We start from the raw sequence: 23,779 nt of genomic DNA on the forward strand, positions 1-23,779 counted from the left end.
CGGCGGTCCTAGGGTGATGCCGTGACCGGTCAGTCGAGCGCACCGCCGGGCTGGTACCCCGACCCCGACGGCACACCCGGGATGGTGCGCTGGTGGAGCGGCGCCGGCTGGTCCGACGTCACCACCCCTGCCGGTCCCGGCGTGGCCGTGCAGGCGCCGGTCGCGCCGCCGGCCGCGGCGCCCGGGATCCCCGAGCAGAACCCGTCGCCCGGCCCTGGACGGCCACCGCAGCGCACCGCCTGGGTGGTCGGGCTGTCCGTCCTCGGGCTGGTGCTCGTCGTCCTCATCGGCTTCCTCGTCGGGCGGCCCAGCGGTCCGGACGACGACCGGGGCACCGCCGCACCGCCCCCGCCGACCAGTTCGCCGTTCCCGCCCGGCACCGTGCGGATCGTCGACGAGGCCGCCGGCATCGCCTATCCGTACCTCGGCCAGGGCTGGCTGGAGTACGACCTGCAGGACGTGGTCGAGACGACGTCGGTGGCCGGGCAGTACCTCGTCACGCAGGAGGTGACGCCCGACGGCTTGTTCATCGCCCAGTGCACCTCGGGTCCGCTGCTGCCCGGCCTCTACCCCGGTGCGGGGGGTCTGCAGCCGGCTCTCACCCGGGTCGCCGACAGCGTGCGGCTGAACTACTACCCGAGCCCCAACGAGCGAGAGGTCCTGCGCGACGAGGCCCGGACCGTCGACGGCGTCCCGGCACACCTGCTCGAGTTCGACCTGTCCTGGGACGTCGACGGCTACGAGGCGTCGGGAGAGCGGGTCGCCCTGCTCCTCGTCGACGTCGGCCGCCCGGCCCCCGCGCTGCTGTACATCTCCATCCCCAACACCCACGCGGAGCTGTACGGGGTCATCGACCGGGTGGTCGACGGCGTCGACGTGCTGTGACACCGTCGGCCTACCGGCCGACACGGGGCCACGTGCCGTCCCGGCCGCCGCTGAGGTCCGGACCACCGTCCCCGCTCGGGGGACCCTCCGGGCCGCCGCTCCCAGGTACCCGCACCGCGGCCACGTGCCGTCCCGGCCGCCTGCCGTCCCGGCGACGAGTGGTCCACCGGAACTCTCGCGCGGTCGCCCTCGCGTTCGCGCGGGCGCAGCGGCGCGGGAGCGGGTGCAACGGCGGAGGAGCGGGGGAGCCGCCGCGGGTGGCCGACGTCGCAGCCCCGGCGTCGCCCGGCGCGGCGTGCCCGGGCGCGGTTAGGGTCGGGCACGTGACTGCAGCTGGGGCCGACCTCACCCTCCGGCACCCGGTGGAGCGTTTCCGACTGGAGAACGGGCTGCGCGTCGTGCTGGCGCCGGACCGCAGCGTCCCGGTGGTCGCCGTGACCGTCTCCTACGACGTCGGGATGCGCAACGAGCCCCAGGGCCGCACCGGTTTCGCCCACCTCTTCGAGCACCTCATGTTCCAGGGCTCGGCCAACGTCCCGAAGATGGAGCACGCCCGGCTCGTCCAGGCCGCGGGCGGCACCTTCAACGGCTCGACCCACCAGGACTACACGAACTACTACGAAGCCCTCCCCGCCGAGGCCCTCGAACGCGCCCTCTTCCTCGAGGCGGACCGCATGGCGGCGCCGGCGATCACCGAGGAGAACCTCCGCAACCAGATCGACGTGGTCAAGGAGGAGATCCGGGTCAACGTGCTCAACCGCCCGTACGGCGCCTTCCCGTGGCTGCAACTGCCGTCGATCGCCTTCGAGAGCTTCGCCAACACCCACGACGGCTACGGCTCGTTCGTGGACCTGGAGTCCTCGACCGTCGACGACGCCACGGACTTCTTCCACCGCTACTACGCGCCGGGCAACGCCGTCCTGTGCCTGGGCGGCGACCTCGACGTCGAGGAGACCGAGCAACTGGTGCGCCGCTGGTTCGGGCCCATCGCCGCCCGCGAGGTGCCGCCGACGCCGCCCACCGGGGAGCCGTCGCCGACGAGCGTGCGCTCCGGCGTGGTCGAGGACCCGCTGGCCCCGGCGCCCGCGGTGGCCCTCGGCTGGCGCGTTCCGGACCCGGTCGGCGACCTCGACACCTACCTCGGCACGGTGCTGCTCGCCGAGCTGCTGAGCGAGGGCGACGCCTCCCGGCTGGAGCGCCGGCTGGTCCACGACGACCAGCTGGCCATCGCGCAGAGCAGCTACGTGGGCCTGTTCGGCGACCCGTTCGACGTCCGGGACGCCACGTTGCTCACCACCCAGGTGCACCACCCGGCGTCGGTCCCGGTCGAGAAGGTCGTCACCGCGGTGCACGAGGAGATCGGCCGGATCGCCCAGGACGGCGTCGGCGCCGACGAGCTGGCCCGCGTGCAGGCGCGCACCGAGGCCCAGCTGCTGCGTCAGGCCGACTCGGTGCTCGGCCGCACGCTGGCCTTCGCCACCGCCGAGCTGGTCCACGGCCGCGCGGAGCTGGCCGGCGAGCTCGCCGCCCGGCTGGCCGCCGTCGGCTCCGAGCAGGTGCAGGCCGCCGCCCGGGGGCTGGACCCCGGTACCGTCGCGCTCCTCGAGCTGCGCGCCACGGGGGGACGTCGATGAGCGAGCTCGCGAGCTCGTCCGTGAACACAGCAGCGCCGCGAACGCGGCCGGCCGGCGACAGCGAGGAGGGCTCGTGAGCGCGCCCGTGCTGGTCCCGCCGCTGGGTGAGCCCCGGCCGCAGCCCGAGCTGGCCGTCACCGAGGCGACGCTCCCCAACGGCCTCCGGCTGGTCGTCGTCCCGCGGCCGGGTGTCCCCCTCGTCGAGCTGCGGCTGCGGGTGCCCTTCGCCGCGGCGACCGCGCGCGCCGCCGCGCAGCACACCGCCCGCGCCTCGGTGCTGTCCGGTGCCGTTCTGCTGGGCACCGGCGGGCGCGACGCCACCGGCATCGCGGAGGCCGTCCAGGCCCACGGCGGGGAGCTGTCGGTCTCCACCGACCCCGACCGGCTGCTGTTCGCCACCACGCTGCTCGCCGAGGGGCTCGCTCCCGTGCTGGGCGTGCTGGCCGAGGTGCTGACCGACGCGACCTACCCGGTCGACCGCGTGGAGGCCGAGCGCGCCCGGGTCGCCGAGCGGATCTCCATCGCCCGGTCCCAGCCCGGGATCATCGCGCGCACCGCGCTGGCCGCCCGCCGCTACGGCGCCCACCCCTACGCCGAGCAGCTGCCCGCCGTGGAGCTGGTGGACGCGGTCCGCAGCCAGGCGCTGCGCAAGCTGCACCGGGACCGGGTGCTCCCCGCCGGCAGCACCCTGGTGCTGGTCGGCGACCTCGACCCGGCCGCGGCCGTCGACGCCGTCGGCACCGCGCTGGCCGGCTGGACCGGCGAGGGGACGGCGGTCGCCGCCCCGCCGGTGCCGCAGCCGGCACCCGGGGCGCTGCAGGTGGTCGACCGGCCCGGCGCGGTGCAGTCGAACCTGCGCCTCGGCGGCCCCGCGCCCAGCCGCACCGACCCCGACCTGCCCGCCGTGCGGCTGGCCAACATGGTCTACGGCGGCTACTTCTCCTCCCGCCTGGTGGAGAACATCCGCGAGCGGCGCGGCTACAGCTACAGCCCGCGCAGCTCGGTCGACCACCTGGCCGCCGCCTCCTCGTTCCTCGTCGAGGCCGACGTCGCCACCGAGGTCACCGGGCCGGCGTTCCTCGAGACCTGGTACGAGCTCGGCCGCATGGCACTCGTGCCGGTGACCGAGGAGGAGCTGGACGCCGCCCGCCGCTACGTGCTCGGCAGCATGGCGCTGTCCACCGCCACGCACGCGGGGCTGGCCAGCACGCTGTCGGCGCTCGCCGGTTCGGGCTTGCCGCCGCAGTGGCTGGCCGAGCACCAGCAGGCGCTGGCCCGGGTCACGGTCGAGGAGGTGCAGGAGGCGGCCCGCCGCGTCCTGCAGCCGGCCGCGCTGACGGCCGTCGTCGTCGGCGACGCGGGGCAGGTCACCGACCCGTTGCGGACGTTCGGACCGGTCGAGGTCGTCTCCCCGGCGGATCAGGCATGAGCGTCCCGGACGGCGGCAGCACCCCCGCGGACAACCCGCCGCCGTCCGGCGACGGCGTCTCGTGGCCGGAGAGCAGCCCCTCGCCGGCCGGCGCGGTGCCGGTGCTGTCCCGGTCCGCGCACGACCGCAGCCACCTGGCCCGCCTGCTGCCCGACCCCACCGGCGGCCGCCCGGTGCGGGTGCTCACGGTGGACGGGCGGCGCACCGTGCCCGTCGAGGAGGCCGAGGGTGGTCCGCGGCTGCTCTGGGAGGAGCGGGCCGGGCTGCCGGAGGGCGCGGTCTACCTCGGTGAGGCCGGCAGCGTGTGCTACGCCGCCGTCCGCGGAGAGCGGCGGCTGACCATCGGCGGCCGCCCGGCCGACACCTGGGCGGGGCTCCGGGACCTCGGCGCGGACCTCGACGACCTGGACGCCGGCCTGCTCGCCGAGGCGGTCGCCATGGTGGAGTGGCACGAGCGCAACCGGTTCAGCCCGCTGTCCGGCGCGCGGACGACGATCGAGCGGGCCGGCTGGGTGCAACGGGACCCGGAGACCGGCGCGGAGCTGTTCCCCCGCACCGACCCGGCCGTGATCATGCTGGTCCACGACGGCGGCGACCGGTGCGTGCTGGGCCGCCAGGCGGTGTGGCCGCCGGGACGCTTCTCCATCCTCGCCGGCTTCGTCGAGCCGGGGGAGTCCGCGGAGGGCGCGGTGGCCCGGGAGGTCGCCGAGGAGGTCGGGCTGCGGGTCACCGACATCCGCTACGTGGGCAGCCAGCCGTGGCCGTTTCCGCAGTCGCTGATGCTGGGCTACACCGCGCGGGTCGAGGGCGACCCGACGCTGCACCTGGACCCCACCGAGATCGAGGAGGCCCGCTGGTTCACCCGCGACGAGCTGCGCTCCGGCGCCGGCCCGCGGGCGCTGCCACCGGCGGTCTCGATCGCCCGGCACATCATCGACCGCTGGGTCGACGGCGAGCTCTAGGCGAAACCGCGTGGCGATGATCAGGTCCCCTGATCGTGGAGCGTCCTCCCTCACGTTCTGCGGTGGGGGAGGACACGTTGTGATCAGGGACCCTGATCATCGGAAGTCTCAGGTGAAGCGGCCCTGGAGCACGAGCGCGGGGTGGTCGGGGGAGTCGGTCAGCACCACGGCGTCGGCCAGCGACACCGGCTCCACCTCGTCGTCGTAGCGGTCGAACGCCGGCAGCTCCCAGTCCCGCTCGGCGGGCGTGCGACGGCGACGGGCCGCCGGGGCCACCCGCAGGTGGACGACGACGTCGAAGGCCAGCCCGATCCCCTGCAGCAGCGCACCCGGGACGAGCAGCACCCCGCGGGGCGGCATCGGCCGGGGGACGGCGCGGGCGGCCCGGTCGCGCTCGACGTCCCACAGGACCGGCAGGTACTCCCCGGAGCCGCCGGGCCCCACCGGGTCGAGCACCTCGCGGGCCAGCGCGCCGGCGTCCAGCCAGTCGGTGTAGCGGGCGTCGGGGTCGGTGCGGCCGCGCTCGAGCCGCACCGACGCCGGGCGCAGGAACCCGCCGGCCGGGACGACGACAGCGGGGCGACCCAGCGGCGGGAGGCGTCCGGCGAGCGCGGTCGCCAGCTCGACGGGTCGCGCGACGTCGGGGCCGTCGACGGCGACCCGGAGTGCGGATGCCCCCGGGTCGGGCTCGGTACCGGCGAGCAGCGCGGCGAGCCGGTCGGCCAGCGCCCCGGGCGTCAGCGGCTCCGGACGGGTCAGGACCGGCCCTCGGCGGGCCCGCGCCCGGTCCGCGAGCGGGTGCGGGGAGCGCGGCCGGCCTCGCGGAGCGGGGTGCGTGGTGCGGTCCTCGGCGTGGCGGGGACCTCGGCCTCCACCGTCGCGACGCGAGCGGCCTGACCGTCGAACACCTCGCGGGCCAGCTCGGGCACCGGCCGTCCCTGCGAGCGGGCGTCGCGGCGCAACTGCTCGAAGGCGGCCTGCGGCGTCGTGCCCTGCCGTTCGGCGAGCGCGCCGATGGCCCGCTCGGTGGTGACCCGGGCGGCCAGGGCGTGCTCGAGCTGGGCGACGGTGCGCTCCAGCGCAGCGATCCGGGCGTCCCGCGGATCGGCGTCCGGGCCGGGCTCGGCCGCCGCGCCCCGCGCCGCGCGGCGGGCTCCGCGGTCCGGTTCGACCGACGCGCCGAGCTCCTCGCTGACCAGGTCGGCGAGGCTCATGCCCTCCACGAGGTCGTCGACGTCCTCCGCGCGGCCAGGGGCGAACACCGACCAGCCGCGCCCGGTGCGGGCCACCACCACGGTGGGCTGCTCCGTGCCGCACGGGTCGTCCGTCGCCGTCACGTCCTCCAGGCCCTGGCTCACCCGGACGCCTCGGAACCGGCCGACGGCGACGGCGGCGGGCACTCCGCTGGGTGTGTGCGCTTCCTCACTGGGCGGCCTCCGCGAGGGACTGGGCCCGGCGGGCAGCCGGGCTACGGTGACGAGCCGGTCACCCCGACTATGCCCCCTCACGCGACGCTGCGGAGGGACCACCCGCCGTCATGCCCGTGTGGACTGCGCCAGCTGGGCCTTGACCTGGTCGATGGTGGGGTTGGTCAGGGCGCTGCCGTCGGGGAAGAGCAGCGTGGGGACGGTGCGGTTGCCCCCGTTGGCCTGCATGACCAGGTCGGCCGCGGCGGCGTCCTGCTCGATGTTCACCTCGGCGTACTCGATGCCCTCGCGCTGCATGAGCTTCTTCAGCCGCACGCAGTACCCGCACCAGCTGGTGGTGTACATGGTCACGGCGGCGGGGGCGGCGGTCATCGAGGCGTTCCTCCTGGTCGACGGGGAGCCGGGCACAGGGCGCCGGGCGGTCACGGGCCACAACGCCGCGCCCCTGGGGATGCTTCCCCCGCCCGTCGGTGCCGGCTGGGAGGATGGGCCCGGCCATCGACGGGAGACGGGGAGGCCGATGTCGCAGATCGCCGGTGCACCCGGGGACGTCCGGGTCGCGGGGGCCGAGGCGGTGCTCGCCCAGCTGGACGACGAGCAGCGCGCCGCCGCCCAGGCGGTGTCCGGGCCGGTCTGCATCCTCGCCGGTGCGGGCACCGGCAAGACGCGCACCATCACCCACCGCATCGCCTACGGCGTGCACACCGGGGCCTTCGCGCCCGAGCGGGTCCTCGCCGTCACCTTCACCGCCCGCGCCGCGGGAGAGCTGCGGTCCCGCCTGGCCGCGCTCGGGGTGGGCGGGGTGCAGGCCCGCACCTTCCACGCCGCGGCCATGCGCCAGCTGCGCTACTTCGCCCCACGGGTGCTGGGCGGCCCGATGCCGCAGCTGGTCGAGAACAAGCTGCGGCTGGTGGCGGCCGCCGCCTCCCGCTCCCGGCTGTCGACCGACCGCACCAGCCTGCGCGACCTCGCCAGCGAGATCGAGTGGGCCAAGACCACGCTGGCCACGCCCGACGACTACCCGGCCCGGGCCCAGGCCGCCGGCCGCGAGCCGCCGTTCGAGCCGGCGGCGGTGGCCCGGGTCTACGCGAGTTACGAGTCGGCCAAGCAGCGGGACGGCGCGCTGGACTTCGAGGACCTGCTGCTGGTCACCGCCTTCGCCCTCGAGGAGCACCCGGACGTCGCCCGGCAGGTGCGCGGGCAGTACCGGCACTTCGTCGTCGACGAGTACCAGGACGTCAACCCGCTGCAGCAGCGGCTGCTCGACGCCTGGCTCGGCGGCCGGGCCGACGTCTGCGTGGTGGGTGACCCGAACCAGACGATCTACTCGTTCACCGGCGCCGACCCCGACTACCTGCTGGGCTTCGCCGACCGCTACCCGGACGCGGAGGTCGTCAAGCTGGAGCGGGACTACCGCTCCACGCCGCAGGTGGTAGCGCTGGCCAACAAGCTGATCGGCCAGGCGCCGCCGCGCAAGGGGCTGCCCGGGCTGCGGCTGCTGGGCCAGCGCGCCGAGGGGCCCGCGCCGCGCTTCTCCGAGCACCCCGACGAGCCGAGCGAGGCCGCGGCGGTCGCCCAGGCGTGCCGGGCGCTGGTCGACGCCGGGACCCCGGCCGCCGAGATCGCCGTCCTGTTCCGGATCAACGCCCAGTCCGAGGTCTACGAGAACGCGCTCGCCGCCGTCGGCGTGCCCTACGTGCTGCGTGGTGGCGAGCGCTTCTTCGAGCGGCCGGAGGTGCGCGAGGCGGTGCTGCTGCTGCGCGGCGCCGCGGCCGGCGGCACCGACCCGGGCGCACTGGTGCCGACCGTGCGCGACGTGCTGGCCTCCACCGGCTGGGTGGAGCACCGCCCGCCGCCCGGGGGAGCGGCCCGCGACCGCTGGCAGTCCCTCGCCGCGCTGGTCGACCTCGCCGTGGACCTCGTGGCCGAGGACCCGACGTTGGACCTCGCCGGCTTCGTGTCCCACCTGGCCGCCCGCGCCGACGCCCAGCACGCCCCCACCGTGCAGGGCGTCACGCTGGCCTCGATGCACGCGGCCAAGGGCCTGGAGTGGGATGCCGTCTTCGTCGTCGGCCTGGTCGACGGCGTCCTCCCGATCTTCCAGTCGCTGTCCCGCCCGGACGCGGTCGAGGAGGAGCGACGGCTGCTCTACGTCGCCGTCACCCGGGCGCGCGAGCGGCTGACCCTCTCGTGGTCGCTGGTCCGCAACCCCGGTGGGCGCCGGTCCCGGCCGCGCAGTCGCTTCCTCGACGGGCTGGTTCCCGGGTCCACGCCGACGGCGGCGCCGCCGCAGCGCCGGCAGAAGCGTGCCAAGGTCGTCCTGGAGGGCGAGGCGGGGGAGCTGTTCGAGCGGCTGCGGGCCTGGCGCAGCGAGGCGGCGGCCTCGGCGTCGGTCCCCGCCTACGTCGTCTTCACCGACGCGACGCTGCAGGCGATCGCGGAGACCCGGCCGGCGTCGCTGCGCGAACTGGCCGCGCTGCCGGGCATCGGAGCCCGCAAGCTCGAGCTCTACGGCGAGGACGTGCTGAGCACTCTGGGCTCCTGACCCATCGCGATCGGTCACGGCGATCGGACCTGCTGAGCCACTCGGACACGGCCCGGTTAATTGCGTTGACCGTCTCCGCGGCGGCACCCTACTGTCCTGATCGCGCTCGGGAGCACGCGAGCGCGCCAGACCCGAGACCGGCCGCACGGCCGCGATCCGACCCCCGGAGGAGGTGGGCGACGTGATCAGCACGATGTGCACCTCCGCCCCCGCCGGGGCTCGTGGCCCGGTGGGCCTCGCCGTGCGCACGGCTGCCTGCGCCGTCGAGTCGCCCGTGACCGCGCGCCCGCGCGCCCTCCCGGTGACCCCCGTCGCCACCCCGCGCCCCGCCACCGGTGTCTTCGGCACCCGAGTCCCCGGCATCGACGTCTTCGCGACGCCGGCGACCGACGCCTCCGGCACCACCGGCTACGCCCAGCAGGTCAGCAAGCGCAGCACCACCGAGCACAACGGCACCACCCTCGGGATCCACTCCTCGAGGAGATCCTCGAGCTAGCGCTCGACAGGACCTCCTCGAGGCCGCGGAACCCGAACCCGGGATCCGCGGCCTCTCTCATCTCCCCCGCGGTACCCGGCCCCGACTCCCCGGTCGGCGGGTTCCGCCGGTCGTAGACGACGAGTACGAGGAGGAGCGGCAGTGCAGTCGACGGCCGACCGTCCGACGTCCCACCGCCGAACCGGGCTGCCCCGGATCGGTGGCCCCCTTCCCCGACGCCCGGCGCCCCAGGTGGCGCCGGCACCGGTACGGCGCCCGCTGCCGTGCCGGACCGACCCGGACCTGTGGTTCGCCGAGACCCCGGCAGGGCTGGAGGAGGCCAAGGTCCGCTGCACGGAGTGCCCCGTCCGCGACGCCTGCCTGGCCGGAGCACTGGACCGCGGCGAGCCGTGGGGCGTCTGGGGCGGGGAGATCTTCGAGCGGGGTGTGGTCATCCCGCGCAAGCGCCCGCGGGGTCGCCCCCGCAAGGTGGCGGTCGCCTGAGCGACCGGCACGCAGTCCCAGTCGACACGACACCACCGGTCCGCCGACGGCGGGCTGCCCACGACGACGTGAGGACCTGACGTGTACAGCTACGAGTACGACCTGGCCGTCGACCGGTTGCGCAGCCTGCGCGCCGAGGCCGACGCCGAGGCGCGCGCCCGCCGTCTGCGGGCCGCTCGCCGCTGGGCCCGCCGCGCCGAGTACGCCACGCGGCGTGCGGCGCGGGCCAGCGCTGCCGTCCGCTGAAGATCGGCCCCGCTGCCCTCCACCACGGAAGGACCCCGTCCGCACGGCTCGCGAGCTCGGCGCGAGCCTCGGGACGGGGCCGGGCGGTGGGCCCCTGCAGCGGGGCCATCCGGCCGAGGCCGGGTCCGGACGCTCCCGGTGCGTCCGGACCCGGCCTCCTCTGCGCCGTGGCCCCGCCGCAGGGAGGAGGAGGTCCTCACTCGGTGAAGCCGGGCAGCCACTCCTCGACCACGCTGCGGTAGTCGTCCTCCGCGTCGAGCTGGCAGAGCACCCCGATGGACCCGATCGTCACCCGGTGGATGAGCAGGTACGCCGGCGGCAGGTTGAGCATCCGGCCCAGCCGGTTGGCCTCGGTCCGGGGATCGGCGATCCGGGTGGCCTGCTCCTGCATCCACGCCCGCGTGAAGTGGAAGCGCGACTGCCGGATCGGCTCCAGCAGCGGCAGCAGGTACTCCAGCACCCCCTGTGCGTCGACCTCCACGCCCGGGCGGACGAAGCCCTCGGTGCGCAGGTCGGCCAGCACGTCCTCGGCCCGGCCCTCCAGCGCCCAGCGCACCAGCCGCCCGATCGGCTCGGGGTGCCCATCGGGCAGCCGCGCCGTGGCGCCGAAGTCGATGACCCCGAAGCGGCCGTCAGGGGTCAACCGGAAGTTCCCCGGGTGCGGGTCGGCGTGCAGCAGCCCGGCCCGCTGCGGACCGGAGAAGTGCAGCACCGCGAGCAGGTGCCCGGCGCGGTCGCGCTCCTCGCGGCTGCCCGAGGCGATCACCTTCGACAGCGGCGTCCCCTCGAGCCACTCGGAGACGATCACCTTGGGCGCGCTGGCGACCACCCGGGGGACGACGATCTGCGGGTCGCCGGCGTACGCGGCGGCGAAGGTCCGCTGCGCGTCGGCCTCCAGGCCGTAGTCCAGCTCCTCGACCACGCGGGCCTTGAGCTCGGTGATCAGCGGCTTGACGTCCAGGCCGGGGAACAGCGCGGCGAACAGCCGGGCGAAACGGGCCAGCTGGTTGAGGTCGGCCATGAGGGCGGTGGCCGCGCCCGGGTACTGGATCTTGACCGCGACGTCCCGGCCGTCCCGCCAGGTCGCCCGGTGCACCTGCCCGATGCTGGCCGCGGCCGCCGGGGTGTCGTCGAAGTCCCGGAAGCGCTCCCGCCACCGGCCGCCGAGCTGCTGGGCGAGCACCGCGTGCACGGTGCGCACCGGCATCGGCGGCGCCTCCTCCTGCAGCTTGACCAGCGCCTCGCGGTAGGGGGCGGCGACCTCCTCGGGCACGGCGGCCTCGAACACCGACAGGGTCTGCCCGAGCTTCATCGCCCCGCCCTTGAGCTGGCCCAGGACGGCGAAGAGCTGCTCGGCGGTGCGCTGCTGCAGCTCCGCGTTCACCGCGTCGGCGTCGCGGCCGGAGAGCCGCTTGCCGATGCCGAGCGTCGCGCGGCCGGCCGCGCCCAGCGGCAGCGAGGCCAGGCGTGCGGTCCGTGAGACCGAGCCTCGTGGGATCCCCCGGTCGGGCTCAGTCACGCATCCTCCTCGGCGGTCGGTCGGCCGCGGTCGCGGCGGCGCCGGCCCCGTCCGGGGCCCGGAGGCGCACTCGGCGACCATTGTCCCCCGATGTGCGGCAGCGCCGCTGACGGAGGAGCTCAGGCCCTGTCGCCGGCGCTGCGGGGCATGCAGCCGCAGTCCCGGTGAGCCGTCCACCGGCGCGTGCGGGGGAGGAGGTCCGGCGGGCGGAGTTCCACCGTCGTCCCGAGGCTGACCGGGGCACCTGCGCCGTCGACCACGGCCAGGACCTGCACGGCAGCCGTCACCGCCGTCGCCAGGCAGGTCACCGTCGCCCCACCGGGCGGCGCCTCGCCCGAGGTCAACTGGGCGGCCAGCACCGGCCACCGCGGGTCGGCGTCCCGGCGGTGCAGGTCCGCGCAGCGCAGGCAACTGGTGGCGCCGGGCACCACCAGCGGCCCCACCACGCCGGTCTCCCCGCGGACGGTCGCCACCAGGTGCCGCACCCCGCGCCGCTGCAGGTCGGCCGCGAGCGGGTCCGAGGCGGCCCACGGCCGGGTGAGGACGACGAGGTCGGCCGTGCTGCCGGCGGGGAGGGGGCGCAGGTCGGTCAGTGGACTGACCCGGCGGACGGCGTCGGCGGCCGCCAGCACCCGCGGACGGCCCTCGTCGTCGGCACCCAGCCCACCCACGACGGCGTCCCCGGCCGCGGTCAGCCCGTCGTCCCGGACGCTCACGCGGCCCACGCCGCTCGCGGCCAGCACCGCGGCGAGCGGCACGCCGACCCTCGTCGCACCGTCGACGACCACCGTCGCCGACCGACGGCCGCGCCAGCGCGACCCGGAGTCCCGGCTCGTGGCGGTCGGCAGCTCGGCCTGCGTGCGGGCGGCGGCGGCCGGCCCGCCGGCGGAGGCCAGCAGGTCGGCGGGGTCCAGGTCGACGAGCAGACCGGTGGAGCGCAGGGCGTCGAGCACCGCGGTCACCGCCGTGGGGTCGTGGCCGTCCCGGGCGGCCTCGGCGAGGACCGTGCGCTGCGGCCGGTGGCCGTCCAGTCCGCGTAGCAGGGTGCGCAGCCCGGCCGTACCGGGGGAGACGAGCAGCCCGTCGGCGGAGTCGGCGCCGCCGACCTGGAGGTCGTCGCTGCCGCCCGTCCCGGCCAGGCGCAGCAGCGGGACGCTCGCGGGTAGCAGGGGGTGCGCGGTGTCGGCCACCGGGGCAGGGTGCCAGCGCACGGCCCGGCGCGCTCCGTCCGTCCACAGGCACCCGGTGGGGCCGGAGACGGCGAACGGCGGTGCCCGCCGTGCGAGCACCGCCGTTCGCCGTCCCTCCCGGGCCGCGTCCCGGTTCCCGTCCCCGAGCCTGCGAGGGGTGGGGAGGACGGGGTCCGCTTCCGAGGGGGAGGGGTCGTCCTTCGTCAGGCCTTGCCGAGGATCCGGTTCATCTTGGTGCCGCACACCGGGCAGGTGCCCTGCGCCATGCGGCGGCCGGACTCGCTGACCTTGACCTCGCCGTCGAAGTCGCGCTTCTCCTTGCACTTCACGCAGTAGCCGTTGTAGCTCTCCGCCACGGTGCCTCCTCGTCTCGGTCCGCTCGGCGTCCCCGCGCGGGGCGCCGTCCTCCCGAACGCTACCCGGGGCGCACGCGGTTCCCGGAGCGGCGGCGGCCCCGGCCGCCCGCGCCGCCCACAGCCTGTGGACAGCCCTGTGGAGCACGTGGGGACCGGCGGCGTGTCGCTGTGCGCGGCCGGGGGACAGCCCTCCGAGCGGCGCGGGTGCGACACGACGCGACGCGCCTCCCCACCTGCGGGAACGTCTGGTGCGTCCTTGTGGACGGCCACCTGAGGGACCCGTCCCCGGACCGGGCGGGCTGTTGTCCACCGTCCGTGCGACATGGGACCGCCGCGGTGCGGCTGCCGGCGCGTGCCGCCGTCGTGGTGGCTACGGTTCCTCCGTGCCAGGAACGTCTCCCGACACCCAGCGCCGCCCCGGCCCCGACCCCTCGGTGCCAGGGGACGTGCGGGGCTCCCGCGCGGTCCCCGCCGACCGGTCGGCGGGGACGTCCGGCGCAACGCCGCCCGGAGGGGACGTCGAGGTGCGGCGGAGCAGCAGACGGCGGCGGACGGTCACCGCCTACCGGGAGTCCGGGCGCACGGTCGTGCTCATCCCCGCGGCGTTCAGCCCGGCCGAGGAGCGGCGCTGGGTGGCGCAGATGGTCGCGAAGCTGCAGACCCGTGAGGAGCGGCGCCGCCGGTCCCTCGGTGGGGACGACGAACTGATGGCTCGGGCGCGGGCGCTCTCCGCGGCACACCTCGACGGGGCGCCGCAGCCGGCCAGCGTCCGCTGGGTGGACAACCAGAACCGGCGCTGGGGCTCGTGCACGCCGGCCGACCGCACCATCCGGCTCTCCAGCCGGCTGCGCGCCATGCCGGAGTACGTCGTGGACTACGTGCTGGTGCACGAGCTGGCGCACCTGGTGGAGCCGAGCCACGACGCGCGCTTCTGGTCACTGGTGGCGCGCTACCCGCGAGCCGAGCGGGCGCGCGGCTTCCTCGAGGGCGTCGAGCTGGGCAGCGCGCACGGCACCTCGTCCGCCGGGGATGACGACGTCGACTGAGCACGTCGTCGGCCCACCGGCCGACCCCGCGGCGAGGAGCCGTCCCCGGTCGGCGCTGAGCCTCCCGTGGCACCCGGCGGGGACCCTCCGGGGCTCGCGAACGGGCGCGCCCCTCGCGGAGCGACTCCCGTCGGCCACCGCGGCCAGGAGTCGTCCCCGGCTCAGTCCTCGGTGTCGGGCTTCTGGGTGTGCGGCCTCTGGGCGTCGGGTTTCTGGGCGTCGGGTTTCTGGGCGTCGTCGGCGGTGAGGCTGCGCAGCTCGTCGTCCGCACCCTGGCGGGCGACGAAGTCCAGCGGCTCGTCCAGGTCGTCCGACGTCGGCAGCAGGTCCGGGTGCGACCACAGTCGGTCGCGCTCCGCGTTGCCGTGCCGCTGGCCCATGGCGCCCCAGACGGTGGCCGCGTCGCGCAGCCGCCGCGGCCGCAGCTCCAGGCCCACCAGGGTGGCGAAGGTCTGCTCGGCCGGTCCGCCGGAGGCGCGACGGCGGCGCATCGTCTCGGCCAGCGCCCCGTGCCCGGGCAGCCGGTCGCCGGCGGCCGCGGCCACCACGCTGTCGACCCAGCCCTCGACGAGCGCGAGCAGCGTCTCCAGCCGGCGCAGCGCCGCCTGCTGCTCCGGGGTCTCCTCCGGCTCGAGCAGCCCACTGCCCAGCAGCGCCTGGATGCCCTCGGGGTTGGTCGGGTCGATCCCGCCCATGGAGCCCATCGCCTCGTTGATGCCGCGCTCGATCGCCTCGCGGTCGACGTGGATGCCGCGCGCGTACGCGTGGACGGCGTCGTGCAGCTGCTGGCGCAGCCACGGGACGTGCACGAAAAGCCGCTGCGAGGCCGCCTCACGCAGCGCGAGGAACAGTCGCACCTCGTCGGCGGGGCGGTCGAGGCCGGCCGCGAACTCGGCGACGTTCTGCGGCAGCAGGACACCGGCGCCGGCCGGGGCCAGCGGGATGCCGATCTCGCTGCTGGTGAGGACCTCGCCGGACAGCCGGCCGAGGGCCTGGCCGACCTGGGCGCCGAACATCAGGCCGCCCATCCGGCCCATGATGCCGGCGAGCGGGCCGGCCATCGCGGCGGCCTCGGCGGGAAGGGCGCTGGTCATGGCGCCGACGACGCGCTCGGCGAGCGGGTCGATGAGGGTGCTCCAGGCGGGCAGCGTCTGCTCCACCCACTCCACGCGGGACCAGGCCAGCGGCCGGTCCACACCGGAGGGCAGCTCGGTGACCTGGTCGAGCCACAGGTCGGCCAGCCGGAGGGCGTCGGCGACGGCGGCGCGCTCGGCGTCGGAGGTCGGCTGCGACCCGGCGGCCAGCGAGCTGATCGCCCCCTGCCGGGCCAGGTCCCAGTTGACCGGGCCGCCGGACCAGGTCATCAGCTTCTGGAGCTCGGCGAACAGCGGCATCTTGGCGAGCAGCTCCTCCGGAGTCCCGCCACCGGCGCCGCCGAAGAGCGCGCCGAACCCCCCGAAGGGATCGTTCCCGGGCCCTGACCCGGACTGGTCGCGACGCTCGGGGTCGCGGTCGGGCACACCGAAGCCGAACGGGACATCGCTCATACCCCCACGGTAGCCGCGTGATCTCCACCGGAGCGGGCCGCCGCTACGCCCTGCGCGGACGGCCCTCCTGCAGGGCCCCGCCGCGAGCCTGCGAGCGGAGGGGGCAGGAGCGGCCTCCCTGCAGGGTCCCGCTGGCCCGTCCAGAGGCTCGCCGCGAGCTCGCGAGCGGTGAGGAGGACGGGGTCCTCTCACGAGGCGTGGGGGGCAGGTCGGTCCTTTATCTAAGCTCGCCGGTCGTGACCCGTCGGATGGCCGTCCTCAGCGTCGGTGTCGTGCTGCTGGTGGTGTTCGGCGTCCTGGGTGCGGCCGTGCCGGTGCCCTACGTCGCGCAGGTGCCGGGGCCGACCTTCAACACGCTGGGCGACGTCGACGGTGAGCCGATCATCAGCGTCGAGGGCCGCGAGCGCAACGAGACCGAGGGCGAGCTGACGCTGACCACCGTCGGCGTCAGCCGGGCCGGGCTGAGCCTGGTCGAGGCGGTCCAGGGCTGGTTCGACAGCGAGGTCAGCGTCGTCCCCGAGGAGACCGTCTACCCGCCGGGACGCACCGAGCAGCAGACCCGCGACGCCAACCGGGAGGCCTTCCTCACCTCCGAGGAGGCGGCCGAGGCCGCGGCGCTGGCCGAGCTCGGCTATCCGGTCAAGGTCGTCGTCCGTGAGCTGTCGGAGGACTCGCCGGCCGAGGGCAGGTTGCAGGAGGGTGACGCCATCGAGACCGTCGCCGGCCGGCCGACGCCCGACCTCGCGACGCTGGACGCCGTCCTGCGGTCGATCCCCGGCAGCACGACGGTGAGCGTCGGGTACACCCGCCTCGGGCAGCCCGGGACCGCCACGATCACGACGCGCTCCGCCGCGGACGCCGAGCAGACCGACGGCCCGGCGGACGCCGAGGAGCGCGAGGGCTCGCTGCTCGGCGTGCTCGTCCGCGAGCAGCCCGCGGCACCCTTCGACGTCGACATCGCCGTCGAGGACGTCGGCGGCCCGTCGGCCGGGCTGATGCTGACCCTCGGCATCCTCGACCTGGTCGGCGACACCGACCTGACCGGCGGCGCCACGGTGGCCGGCACCGGCACGATCACCGCCACCGGCGAGGTCGGCCCGATCGGCGGCATCCAGCTGAAGATGATCGCCGCCGAGGAGATCGGCGCCGAGCTCTTCCTCGTCCCGGCCGACAACTGCCCCGACGCCCTGGGCGCTCTGCAGCCGGGCCTCACCCTCGCCCGGGTGGGGAACCTGGACGAGGCCCTGACCGCGCTCGAGGACCTCCGCGCCGGCCGGACCCCGCGGTCCTGCTGACGCCGCCCCGGCGACACGGACGCCCCTCGTTGGGGGAAGCTGTCGGGCGGAGCGGGCGGTCGGGGAACCCCGCACGGCCCCGAGCGTTGGTCTGGGCGACCGGATCGGTGCCCGGGGGCCCGAGCCGGGGCCGACCCGACCGTCCGTGGCCGGCACCGTCCGTGGCGCTCCACCACGACCGCAACTGAAGGAGATCCTCGTGGCCATGCGGCCCCCCGTAGCCGTGCCGACCCTGTCGCGGCGCGCGAAGGTGGTCATCGGGGCCATCGCCGTCCTGCTGGTGCTGTTCACCGCCATCGGGACGCTGACCAACGTCTACGTCGACTACCTGTGGTTCGACGAGACCGGGTTCACCGAGGTCTTCTGGACCGAGCTGCAGACCCGCGCCCTGCTGTTCGCCGTGGCCGGCGTGGCCACCGGTGGGCTCACCGCGCTGGCCATCCACCTGGCCTACCGGTTCCGCCCGACGTTCCGGCCGATGTCGCTGGAGCAGCAGAACCTCGAGCGCTACCGGCAGTCGATCGAGCCGCGCCGCACCCTGGTGCTGACCTCGGTCGCCGTCGTGCTGGGCCTGTTCGCCGGGTTCACCGCGCAGGGCAGCTGGGAGACCTGGCTGCAGTTCCGCAACAGCACCGCCTTCGGCCGGGTCGACCCCGAGTTCGGCCTGGACATCTCGTTCTTCGTCTTCGACTACCCCTTCTACCGGCTGCTGCTGGGCTTCGGCTTCGCGATCGTGATCCTCGCGCTGATCGGCTCGCTGCTGACCCACTACGTGTTCGGTGGCCTGCGGCTGCAGACCCCGGGCCAGAAGCTCACCGGCGCGGCGATGGTGCAGCTGTCGGTGCTGCTCGGGCTGTTCGTGGCGCTCAAGGCGGTCGCCTACTGGCTGGACCGCTACGCGCTGGTCTACTCCGACCGCGGCGGCCTGTTCACCGGCGCCAGCTACACCGACGTCAACGCGCTGCTGCCGGCCAAGACGATCCTGGTCTTCGCCGCGGCCGTCTGCGCGGTCGCGTTCCTCGCCAACGTCGTCGTCCGGAACTTCCGGCTGCCGGCCGCGGCGCTGGTGCTGCTGTTGATCTCCAGCCTGGTGATCGGCGTGGCCTACCCGGCGATCGTGCAGCAGTTCGTCGTCCGGCCCAGCGCCAACGAGCGCGAGGCCGACTTCATCGCCCGCGCGATCGAGTCGACCCGTCAGGCCTACGGCCTGGCCGACGTGGAGTACGTCGACTACGCCCAGCAGGAGACCGGCGAGGAGGTCGACCCGGCCGCGGCCCTGGCCGAGCTGCGCAACGACACCGAGACGATCCCCAACGCCCGGCTGCTGGACCCCAACGTCCTGTCCGACACGTTCACCGCGCGCCAGCAGATCCGGAACGTGTACGGCTTCCCCGAGAAGCTCGACATCGACCGCTACACGATCAACGGCGAGACGCAGGACTACGTGGTCGCGGTCCGCGAGCTCAACAGCCAGGGGCTCAGCGAGAACCAGGACACCTGGATCAACCGGCACACCGTCTACACCCACGGCAACGGGTTCGTGGCCGCGCCGGCCAACGAGGTCGTCGCCGGTCAGGAGGGCGGCGAGCCGCGCTTCACCACCCGGGACCTGCCCACCCGCGGCACCATCGAGGTCAGCGACGACGGCGCGCGGGTCTACTACGGCGAACTGATGGAGGACTACTCGGTCGTGGGCGCCCCCGAGGGAGGTGTGCCGCGGGAGTTCGACCTGCCCGAGGGCAGCGACGGCGAGGGGCAGATCAACAACACCTACGACGGCCGGGGCGGCGTCGAGATCGGCAGCTTCTTCCGGCAGCTGACCTTCGCGATCTTCTACCGGGAGCGGAACTTCCTGCTCTCCAGCGCCGTCAACGACGCCTCCAAGGTGCTCTACGTCCGCGACCCGATGGACCGGGTGGAGAAGGCCGCGCCGTTCCTCACCGTGGACGGCGACCCGTACCCCGCGGTCATCGACGGCCGGGTCAACTGGATCCTCGACGGCTACACCACCTCGGGCTCCTACCCCTACTCCGAGCAGATGGAGCTGGGCGAGGCGGCCACCGACGCGCTCACCGGTACCGGGACGACGCCGCTGCCGAACGAGACGTTCAACTACATCCGCAACTCGGTGAAGGCCACCGTCGACGCGTACGACGGCACGGTCACGCTCTACGAGTGGGACACCGAGGACCCGGTCCTGCAGACCTACATGAAGGCCTTCCCCGGCCTGGTCCAGCCGCGTGAGGAGATGGCGCCGGACCTGGTCGGCCACGTCCGCTACCCGGAGGACCTGTTCAAGGTCCAGCGGGACATCCTGACCCGCTACCACGTCAGCGACCCGGGCGACTTCTACAGCGGCAACGACCGCTGGGCGGTTCCGGCCGACCCGACGCAGGACACCCAGGAGCCGCAGCCGCCGTACTACATCCTGGCCCAGCGGCCGGGCGACCCGCAGGCCAGCTTCCAGCTGACCAGTGCGCTCAACGCCTTCCGCCGCGAGAACCTGTCGGCGTTCGTCTCGGCGTCCAGCGCGCCGGAGACGTACGGCGAGATCCAGGTGCTGACCCTGCCGGGCAACACGCCGTTCCGCGGCCCGCAGCAGGTGCAGCAGTCGTTCATCACCAATAACCAGGTGCGCCCGGACCTCACGCTGTTCAACAGCGCGGAGTCCCGAGCGGTGTTCGGCAACCTGCTCACCCTGCCGATCGGCGACAACGGCCTGCTCTACGTCGAGCCGCTGTACGTCGAGGGCACGGGCGAGAACTCCTTCCCGCTGCTGCAGAAGGTGCTGGTCAACTACGGCGACCGGGTCGGGTACGCCAACACCCTCGCCGAGGCCCTCGACCAGGTGTTCGGCGCCGGGGCGGGACAGGCTGCCGTCGACAACGACAACGCCCCCGCACCCACCGATCAGCCCGATGCGCCGGCGACTCCGGCCCCGCCGGCCGACGGCGGGACGGCGGACACCCCGAGCACCCCGGAGATGCAGTCGGCGGTCCAGGCCATCAACAGCGCCCTGGCCGCGCTGGAGACCGCGCAGCGCAACGGCGACTTCGCCGGGCAGGGGCAGGCCCTCGAGGACCTGCAGGCCGCCGTCACCGCGTACCAGACCGCGCAGGCCCAGGCCGGCCAGGCGGCCACGACACCGGGGGGCTGAGCCCGGGCCCGGCGTGGGTCCCATCCTGTGGCGGGGCCCACGCCGGCCCGCGCTGCACGCCCGGGTCGCGCGGGGGTATGGTGGTCTCACCGCCGCGGGGTGGAGCAGCTCGGTAGCTCGCTGGGCTCATAACCCAGAGGTCGCAGGTTCGAATCCTGCCCCCGCTACCAGGTACAGAGGCCCTCACAGGAACTGTGAGGGCCTCTGTCATCTGCGCAAGGGTCCACGCGCCTCTTGATGGAGAGGCGCGTCACGCTGATCGGTACGGACGCCGGTCGGGGGCCGGCGAGGCTGGTCACCGTGGCTTATCGGGGATTGGGTCCGCCCGGCTCGGCTACTCGACCGATGCGCTGCCGTGTTGCCACGCGGCGATGCTGCGCGCCGCCCAGCTCAGGCGGGTGAAGCCCTCGTCGACCAGGCGGCGGATCGCCGGACCGGCGGGTCCGCCGCCGACGTGGACGGAAACGGCGTGGACGCCGCGCACACCGTGCGGGAACGGGGTCGAGGTCTGCTCCTCCTGCCACTGCCCGGCGGTGGTGCGGCAGCGGACCCGCAGCTCGTGCCGGCCGGGGGGAGCCGTCCAGCGGGCCGTCCACGGCCGCCAGGCGTCCGGGCCGAGGTCGAAGCCGAGCGCGGCGTCGACCCAGGGACCGCCGTCGACCTGCAGCTGCACCCGGTCGACGCCGACCGGCGGCGCCCAGGCGTAGCCGCGGACGGTGACCTCACCGGGCGCGAGGGAGCCGTGGGCGCCCGGGGTGTCGATGCGGGCGGCCGGGTGCACCGGGTAGGTGCCGTCGGCCCACCCGCGCGAGCCCCAGTACGACGGCGGCGGGGTCGCGGTGACGGTGAGCCGCCGCAGCCACTTGAGGTTGCCGTCCTGCCCGTGCCGGCCGGAGACCAGCAGCCGGGCGGGGCTGCCGTGCTCGCGGGGCAGCGGCTGCCCGGCCATGCCCACGGCGAGGAACCCGTGCGCGCGGGCGGCGGCCACCGGCAGCACGTTGGTGTAGCCGTCGACGGCCTCGGCGACCAGCCAGCCGTCGTCGTCGGGAACGCCGGCCCGGTCGAGCAGGTCGGCCAGGCCGATGCCGGTCCGGCGGGCGCAGCCCATCCGCGCGCCGCCGACCGGGTTGTGCACGCAGACCATGAGCAGGTCCCGCTCGGCCAGGGGCAGGGCGAGCAGCTCGGGCAGGGTCAGCGACAGCGGCTTCTCCACGTGCCCGCCCACCTCCAGCCGCCACGCGCCGAGGTCGGTGCGGGGCTCGGGCACGGTGACGTCGATGACGACCAGCTCGCCGGGCCGGGCGAGCAGCGGCGCGACGCCCTCCTGGGCTGCGGCCTCGGCGGCGGGGACCGGGGGCAGCGGCCGGGCGGGCGCCGGCAGCCGCACGCGGTCGCGCAGGGCGGCGGCGCCGCGGCGGCGGGCACGACGGTCGACGGCGACGACGGCGCCCGTGGCGGCGGCAGCGGCGGCCAGCACCGCCGGGGGCCGCACGGGCAGCGGGGCGACCGCGGCGGCGGCGACCAGCGTGCCGGCGGCCGTGGCGACGCCGGTGTCGCGGGCCGAGGCATCGCCGCGACGCAGCGCCAGGCAGCCGCCGAGGGCGTGCGGCAGCGCGGCCACGGCGGCGCCGAGGCCCGGGCGGCGGCCGGCCAGGGCACCCCCCGTAGCGGCAGCCAGGCCGGCGGCGCCGGCGGCGAGCACGGCCAGGCCGGGCTTGTCGGCGCGGCCGACGAGGGCGACGCCGCCGTCGACGAGCACCGCGGGGGCCGCGTCGACCAGGCCGCGCGCCAGCCCGGAGGACGGTGAGCGGCCGCGGCTGGTGGTGGAGGCGGTGATCTCGCCGGCCGCGGCGGCGAGCAGGCCGGCGAGCAGGCCGACCCGTCCGGGCCGGGGGCGGGCGATGCGTCGGGTGGTCATCGGGACTCCTCGGGGCGGTCAGGCGCGGGCGGAGGTCGGGTCGGCGGTCATCGGCGGGAAGGCGGCCATCGCCAGCGCCGCGGCCAGCACCGTGCTCACCGGCCCCCACAGCACGACCCCGGCCGGGGTCAGCCAGCCGGCCGCGCCCGCCCCGGCGAGCACGGCCGCCGGGGCGGCGAGGACCGCGAGCACGGCGCCGGCCGCCCAGCCGCGGCAGTGCAGCCAGCCGGCGGTGGCCAGGGCCCAGCCGCTGACGACCGCGCCGGCGGCCGGCCAGGTGCCGGCGGCCGACGACGACCCGGCCAGTTCGAGGGCGACCATCGCGGCCACCAGCGGCAGCAGCGTGGCGCCGAAGGCGGTGACGAACCGGACCGCGGCGGAGGACCCGGACGCCGGCGGCCCGGGGACGTGGGTGTCGGTGGCCGGGAGCGGCGGCGCGGTGGACATGCGGCCGACGCTAGGCAGGCGGCCGCGGGGTCACGCCGGCGAAACCGCCGGGGTCGCCGGCCCGCGACCGGGCACGTCGGTGGTCCCGGCTCCGGGAGTCAGCCGGGCGGCCAGCGCCTCGGCGTCGGCGCCGACGAACCCGAGCAGCGCCGACCCACGGCAGGTCTGCCAGGGCAGGCCGAGCACGTGCAGGCCGGGCACGTCGGTGGACCCGGCGGTGTGCCGGAGCTGCCCGTCGACGACGGCGCCGGGCACGTGCAGCCAGGAGTGGTCGGGGCGGTAGCCGGTGGCCCAGACGACCGCGTCGACGTCGACGGTGGTGCCGTCGGTGAAGGTGGCGGTGCGGTCGGCGAGGCCGGTCAGCCGGGGGCGGAGGTCCACCCCGCGGCGGCGCAGGTCGCGGGTGCGGGTGCCGATCACCAGGTCGCCGCGGGCGCGCAGCCGGCGGCCGACGCGGGTGTGCGCGGGCACGGTGAAGAACCCGACCGCGTCCAGCCAGGAGAACAGGTCGCGGCCGGCGATGCGCTGGGGCAGTTCGGTCGGCCGGGTGCCGACGGCGACGGTGACCGGCCGGGTGGCGGCCAGCTCCGCGGCGATCTGCAGGCCGGAGTTGGCGCCGCCGACCACCAGCACCCGGCCGCCGCCGGGCAGCTGGGTCGGGTTGCGGTACCGGGCGGTGTGCACCTGCGGGACGTCCGGGTCCAGCGGGTCTGCGAAGGCCGGGATGTACGGGGTCTGGAAGGGGCCGGTGGCGACGACGACCTGCCGGGCGCGCAGCGTCCCGGTCGGGGTGGTGGCCTCGAAGGTGCCGTCGGTGTCGCGGTGCAGCCGGACCACCGGGGTGCCCAGCCGGACCGGCAGGGCGAAGTGGGCGGCGTAGGCGGCGAGGTAGTCGGCGACGTCGTCCTTGCCCGGGTGGGTGTCGGCCGGAGCGGGGAACGGCAGGCCGGGCAGCGAGTCGTACTGGGCGGGACTGAACAGCCGAAGCGAGTCCCACCGGGCCCGCCAGGAGGAGCCGATCTCCGGGCCGGCGTCGACCAGGAGGAAGTCCGCGCCGCGGCGGGCGAGGTGGTGACCGAGGGCGAGTCCGGCCTGGCCGGCACCGATGACGAGGACGTCGAGGAGCTCGCCGCGGTCGATGGGCGAGGTGGTCGGCATGGCTTCTCCAGGCAGAAGAGGAGTGGAGTGGGAGGGGGA

General features: G+C 75.7%; 21 protein-coding genes and 1 tRNA gene. 12 read left to right on the forward strand and 10 right to left on the reverse strand.

Going from position 1 to position 23,779, the window contains the following annotated elements; translation table 11 throughout:
- Window positions 1-21 precede the first annotated feature (21 nt).
- The 4 genes from BUB17_RS11060 to nudC all read left to right on the forward strand — a co-directional run bounded on the left by BUB17_RS11060 (window position 22) and on the right by nudC (window position 4,910).
- Window positions 22-885: a DUF2510 domain-containing protein gene (locus tag BUB17_RS11060; protein ID WP_072917959.1), complete on the forward strand. Its 864-nt coding sequence runs from the start codon at window positions 22-24 to the stop codon at window positions 883-885.
- 323 nt (window positions 886-1,208) lie between these two features.
- Window positions 1,209-2,519, forward strand: coding sequence for a M16 family metallopeptidase (locus BUB17_RS11065; RefSeq protein ID WP_072917960.1), 1,311 nt, complete (start codon window positions 1,209-1,211; stop codon window positions 2,517-2,519).
- A 73-nt stretch (window positions 2,520-2,592) separates the two neighbouring features.
- Entirely contained in the window at window positions 2,593-3,948 is a 1,356-nt protein-coding gene (locus BUB17_RS11070; protein WP_072917962.1) for a M16 family metallopeptidase, read from the forward strand.
- Complete coding sequence (nudC, locus tag BUB17_RS11075) at window positions 3,945-4,910, forward strand: NAD(+) diphosphatase (protein ID WP_083606260.1); 966 nt, start codon at window positions 3,945-3,947, stop codon at window positions 4,908-4,910. The genes BUB17_RS11070 and nudC overlap by 4 nt, the downstream gene beginning before the upstream one ends.
- 108 nt (window positions 4,911-5,018) lie before the next feature.
- Here nudC and BUB17_RS11080 read toward each other — a convergent pair whose 3' ends face one another.
- The 3 genes from BUB17_RS11080 to BUB17_RS11090 form a co-directional block, all read right to left on the reverse strand.
- Window positions 5,019-5,444 carry a nucleoside/nucleotide kinase family protein gene (locus BUB17_RS11080; protein WP_244277148.1) on the reverse strand — a complete coding sequence of 142 codons (426 nt, stop codon included), beginning with the start codon at window positions 5,442-5,444 and terminating at the stop codon, window positions 5,019-5,021.
- A 221-nt stretch (window positions 5,445-5,665) separates the two neighbouring features.
- A complete protein-coding gene (locus BUB17_RS11085) occupies window positions 5,666-6,268 on the reverse strand; it encodes an ANTAR domain-containing protein (RefSeq protein WP_072918085.1) in 603 nt (200 codons plus the stop codon).
- Between the two features lie 177 nt (window positions 6,269-6,445).
- Window positions 6,446-6,709: a mycoredoxin gene (locus BUB17_RS11090; RefSeq protein ID WP_072917963.1), complete on the reverse strand. Its 264-nt coding sequence runs from the start codon at window positions 6,707-6,709 to the stop codon at window positions 6,446-6,448.
- A 148-nt stretch (window positions 6,710-6,857) separates the two neighbouring features.
- Here BUB17_RS11090 and BUB17_RS11095 point away from each other — a divergent pair, with 148 nt between their 5' ends.
- The 4 genes from BUB17_RS11095 to BUB17_RS26815 all read left to right on the forward strand — a co-directional run bounded on the left by BUB17_RS11095 (window position 6,858) and on the right by BUB17_RS26815 (window position 10,107).
- The gene (locus BUB17_RS11095) at window positions 6,858-8,882 is read left to right on the forward strand and encodes an ATP-dependent helicase (protein WP_072918088.1); all 2,025 of its coding nucleotides are present in this window, start codon (window positions 6,858-6,860) and stop codon (window positions 8,880-8,882) included.
- A gap of 181 nt (window positions 8,883-9,063) precedes the next feature.
- Window positions 9,064-9,378 carry a hypothetical protein gene (locus BUB17_RS11100; RefSeq protein ID WP_141242988.1) on the forward strand — a complete coding sequence of 105 codons (315 nt, stop codon included), beginning with the start codon at window positions 9,064-9,066 and terminating at the stop codon, window positions 9,376-9,378.
- Between the two features lie 231 nt (window positions 9,379-9,609).
- Window positions 9,610-9,861, forward strand: a complete 252-nt coding sequence (locus BUB17_RS11105; RefSeq protein WP_072918090.1) for a WhiB family transcriptional regulator — start codon at window positions 9,610-9,612, stop codon at window positions 9,859-9,861.
- An 81-nt stretch (window positions 9,862-9,942) separates the two neighbouring features.
- Window positions 9,943-10,107, forward strand: a complete 165-nt coding sequence (locus BUB17_RS26815) for a hypothetical protein (protein WP_175561335.1) — start codon at window positions 9,943-9,945, stop codon at window positions 10,105-10,107.
- Window positions 10,108-10,303: 196 nt separating this feature from the next.
- Here BUB17_RS26815 and BUB17_RS11110 read toward each other — a convergent pair whose 3' ends face one another.
- From BUB17_RS11110 to BUB17_RS26820, 3 genes are all read right to left on the reverse strand, one after another.
- A complete protein-coding gene (locus BUB17_RS11110; RefSeq protein WP_072917966.1) occupies window positions 10,304-11,626 on the reverse strand; it encodes an ABC1 kinase family protein in 1,323 nt (440 codons plus the stop codon).
- A gap of 119 nt (window positions 11,627-11,745) precedes the next feature.
- Window positions 11,746-12,816 (reverse strand): ThiF family adenylyltransferase, encoded by a 1,071-nt coding sequence (locus tag BUB17_RS11115; RefSeq protein ID WP_072918092.1) that lies wholly within the window; start codon window positions 12,814-12,816, stop codon window positions 11,746-11,748.
- Window positions 12,817-13,019: 203 nt separating this feature from the next.
- Window positions 13,020-13,172: a DUF5679 domain-containing protein gene (locus BUB17_RS26820; RefSeq protein ID WP_012950213.1), complete on the reverse strand. Its 153-nt coding sequence runs from the start codon at window positions 13,170-13,172 to the stop codon at window positions 13,020-13,022.
- A 383-nt stretch (window positions 13,173-13,555) separates the two neighbouring features.
- On the opposite strand from BUB17_RS26820, the gene BUB17_RS11120 reads away from it, so the two are divergent.
- Window positions 13,556-14,218, forward strand: coding sequence for a M48 metallopeptidase family protein (locus BUB17_RS11120; protein ID WP_072917968.1), 663 nt, complete (start codon window positions 13,556-13,558; stop codon window positions 14,216-14,218).
- 161 nt (window positions 14,219-14,379) lie between these two features.
- Here BUB17_RS11120 and BUB17_RS11125 read toward each other — a convergent pair whose 3' ends face one another.
- Complete coding sequence (locus tag BUB17_RS11125) at window positions 14,380-15,765, reverse strand: zinc-dependent metalloprotease (RefSeq protein WP_072917969.1); 1,386 nt, start codon at window positions 15,763-15,765, stop codon at window positions 14,380-14,382.
- A gap of 236 nt (window positions 15,766-16,001) precedes the next feature.
- Here BUB17_RS11125 and BUB17_RS11130 point away from each other — a divergent pair, with 236 nt between their 5' ends.
- The 3 genes from BUB17_RS11130 (at window position 16,002) to BUB17_RS11140 (ending at window position 20,387) form a co-directional block, all read left to right on the forward strand.
- Window positions 16,002-17,060, forward strand: a complete 1,059-nt coding sequence (locus BUB17_RS11130; protein WP_244277150.1) for a YlbL family protein — start codon at window positions 16,002-16,004, stop codon at window positions 17,058-17,060.
- Window positions 17,061-17,265: 205 nt separating this feature from the next.
- Window positions 17,266-20,217, forward strand: a complete 2,952-nt coding sequence (locus BUB17_RS11135; RefSeq protein WP_244277152.1) for a UPF0182 family membrane protein — start codon at window positions 17,266-17,268, stop codon at window positions 20,215-20,217.
- A gap of 93 nt (window positions 20,218-20,310) precedes the next feature.
- Window positions 20,311-20,387, forward strand: a tRNA-Met gene (locus BUB17_RS11140).
- A 164-nt stretch (window positions 20,388-20,551) separates the two neighbouring features.
- On the opposite strand, the gene BUB17_RS11145 is transcribed toward BUB17_RS11140, so the two are convergent.
- From BUB17_RS11145 to BUB17_RS11155, 3 genes are read right to left on the reverse strand one after another with little or no spacing between them, the layout of a single operon-like run.
- Window positions 20,552-22,135, reverse strand: coding sequence for a molybdopterin-dependent oxidoreductase (locus BUB17_RS11145; protein WP_072917974.1), 1,584 nt, complete (start codon window positions 22,133-22,135; stop codon window positions 20,552-20,554).
- A gap of 18 nt (window positions 22,136-22,153) precedes the next feature.
- Window positions 22,154-22,582 carry a hypothetical protein gene (locus BUB17_RS11150; protein WP_072917975.1) on the reverse strand — a complete coding sequence of 143 codons (429 nt, stop codon included), beginning with the start codon at window positions 22,580-22,582 and terminating at the stop codon, window positions 22,154-22,156.
- 30 nt (window positions 22,583-22,612) lie between these two features.
- Window positions 22,613-23,740 carry a flavin-containing monooxygenase gene (locus tag BUB17_RS11155; RefSeq protein ID WP_072917977.1) on the reverse strand — a complete coding sequence of 376 codons (1,128 nt, stop codon included), beginning with the start codon at window positions 23,738-23,740 and terminating at the stop codon, window positions 22,613-22,615.
- Window positions 23,741-23,779 lie beyond the last annotated feature (39 nt).

The organism is Geodermatophilus obscurus, from assembly GCF_900143215.1.
Taxonomy (GTDB): Bacteria; Actinomycetota; Actinomycetes; order Mycobacteriales; family Geodermatophilaceae; genus Geodermatophilus; species Geodermatophilus obscurus_A.